The 1,155-nt window shown below is 74.1% G+C and carries 2 protein-coding genes; one reads left to right on the top strand and one right to left on the bottom strand.

The window, feature by feature from the left end; all coding sequences use genetic code 11:
- Positions 1 to 42: 42 nt before the first annotated feature.
- Entirely contained in the window at positions 43 to 396 is a 354-nt protein-coding gene (locus tag I5G_RS16050; protein ID WP_022879966.1) for a hypothetical protein, read from the bottom strand.
- 390 nt (positions 397 to 786) lie between these two features.
- Between I5G_RS16050 and I5G_RS16045 the strand changes: the two genes are divergently transcribed.
- The gene (locus tag I5G_RS16045; protein WP_022879965.1) at positions 787 to 1,140 is read left to right on the top strand and encodes a hypothetical protein; all 354 of its coding nucleotides are present in this window, start codon (positions 787 to 789) and stop codon (positions 1,138 to 1,140) included.
- The last annotated feature ends 15 nt before the right edge of the window (positions 1,141 to 1,155 follow it).

The raw sequence follows: 1,155 nt of genomic DNA, 5'->3' as shown, positions 1-1,155 counted from the left end.
GTCGAGGGTGATGGGCGTGCCGTCCGACCACACGCGGTCCCGTTAGAGCTCGTACGTGACCTTGAGGGGGTTGCCCTCGACGCGGGTGATGCGCCCCAGCCCGTCGTTGGGCACCACTTGGAGGTTGCCGTCGAGCGATCCGAGGTTCTCGTTCATGAGGGCGTTCAGCGCGCGGTTCGCGTCGGTGTCCCCGTGGGCCGTCCCGGCGTTGAAACTCGTCGGCGTCCCGACGACACCCACGGTCAGGGTCGTCCGCGCCGGGGGCTGTTCCGCGGGCGCCGGCTGTGGGGCCGCGCAGCCGGCGAGCGCGAGGCCCGCGGCCACGGTGAGGACGACCAGCCGCGTGAGGCGGCGTCGCGATGTCATCGAGGGCTGCTGGTACTGCTCGAGGTGCACATGCGCACCCTATCCAACGCCCCTGAGCGTTCCCCGGGCCGGGGCGGGGTCGGGGCGGGGCGGGGTCGGGGCGGGGCGGGGTCGGGGCGGGGCGGGGCCGGGGCGGGGCGGGGCCGGGGCGGGGCGGGGCCGGGGCGGGGCGGGGCGGGGCCGGGGCGGGGCGGGGCCGGGGCGGGGCGGGGCCGGGGCGGGGCGGGGTCCGGGCCGGCCGGGCAAGGCCACGAGACTGCATCTGGCTGACATCTCGGTTGCAGGCTGCAGTGGAGACGTCAGGCGGTTGCAGTCTCGCGGCCATGAACGTCGAATCGACCCTCCTACACAGGGCCGTGACGACGAATCGGGGCTGTGGATTGGTGTTCGGGACAGCGATGGATGCGACAGCCTGAGGGCGTGACGCCGATACCCCGCACCGCACCGATCCCTCTGCTCCGCGCGGCCGAACTCACGCATTCGACCCGGAGCGTCCGGCGCGGAGATGTGGTGCCCGTCCTGCGCGGCGTCTATGCGACGGCGGCCGACTGGCAGTCCCTCACTCCATGGGAGCGCGATCTCGCGCGCGTCCACGCGCATCTGCTGCGGCAGCCGGACGCCGTGCTGTGCCTCGAGTCCGCCGCGCTGGTGTGGGGGGCTTGCCCGCGGTCGGGAACCGTCGAGGCGGTCCACGTGCTCGCCTTCCGACACCTCGACCGCACGCCGGGGGAGTGGGATCCACGTGCACACCAGCGCCCATTCCGAACCGAGTGATCGAGGAGGCCAACG

This window comes from Microbacterium sp. B19 (assembly GCF_000333395.1).
Lineage (GTDB): Bacteria > Actinomycetota > Actinomycetes > Actinomycetales > Microbacteriaceae > Microbacterium.
Note: the sequence above shows the minus strand (reverse complement) of the source record. Positions and strands in the feature narration are given on the sequence as shown.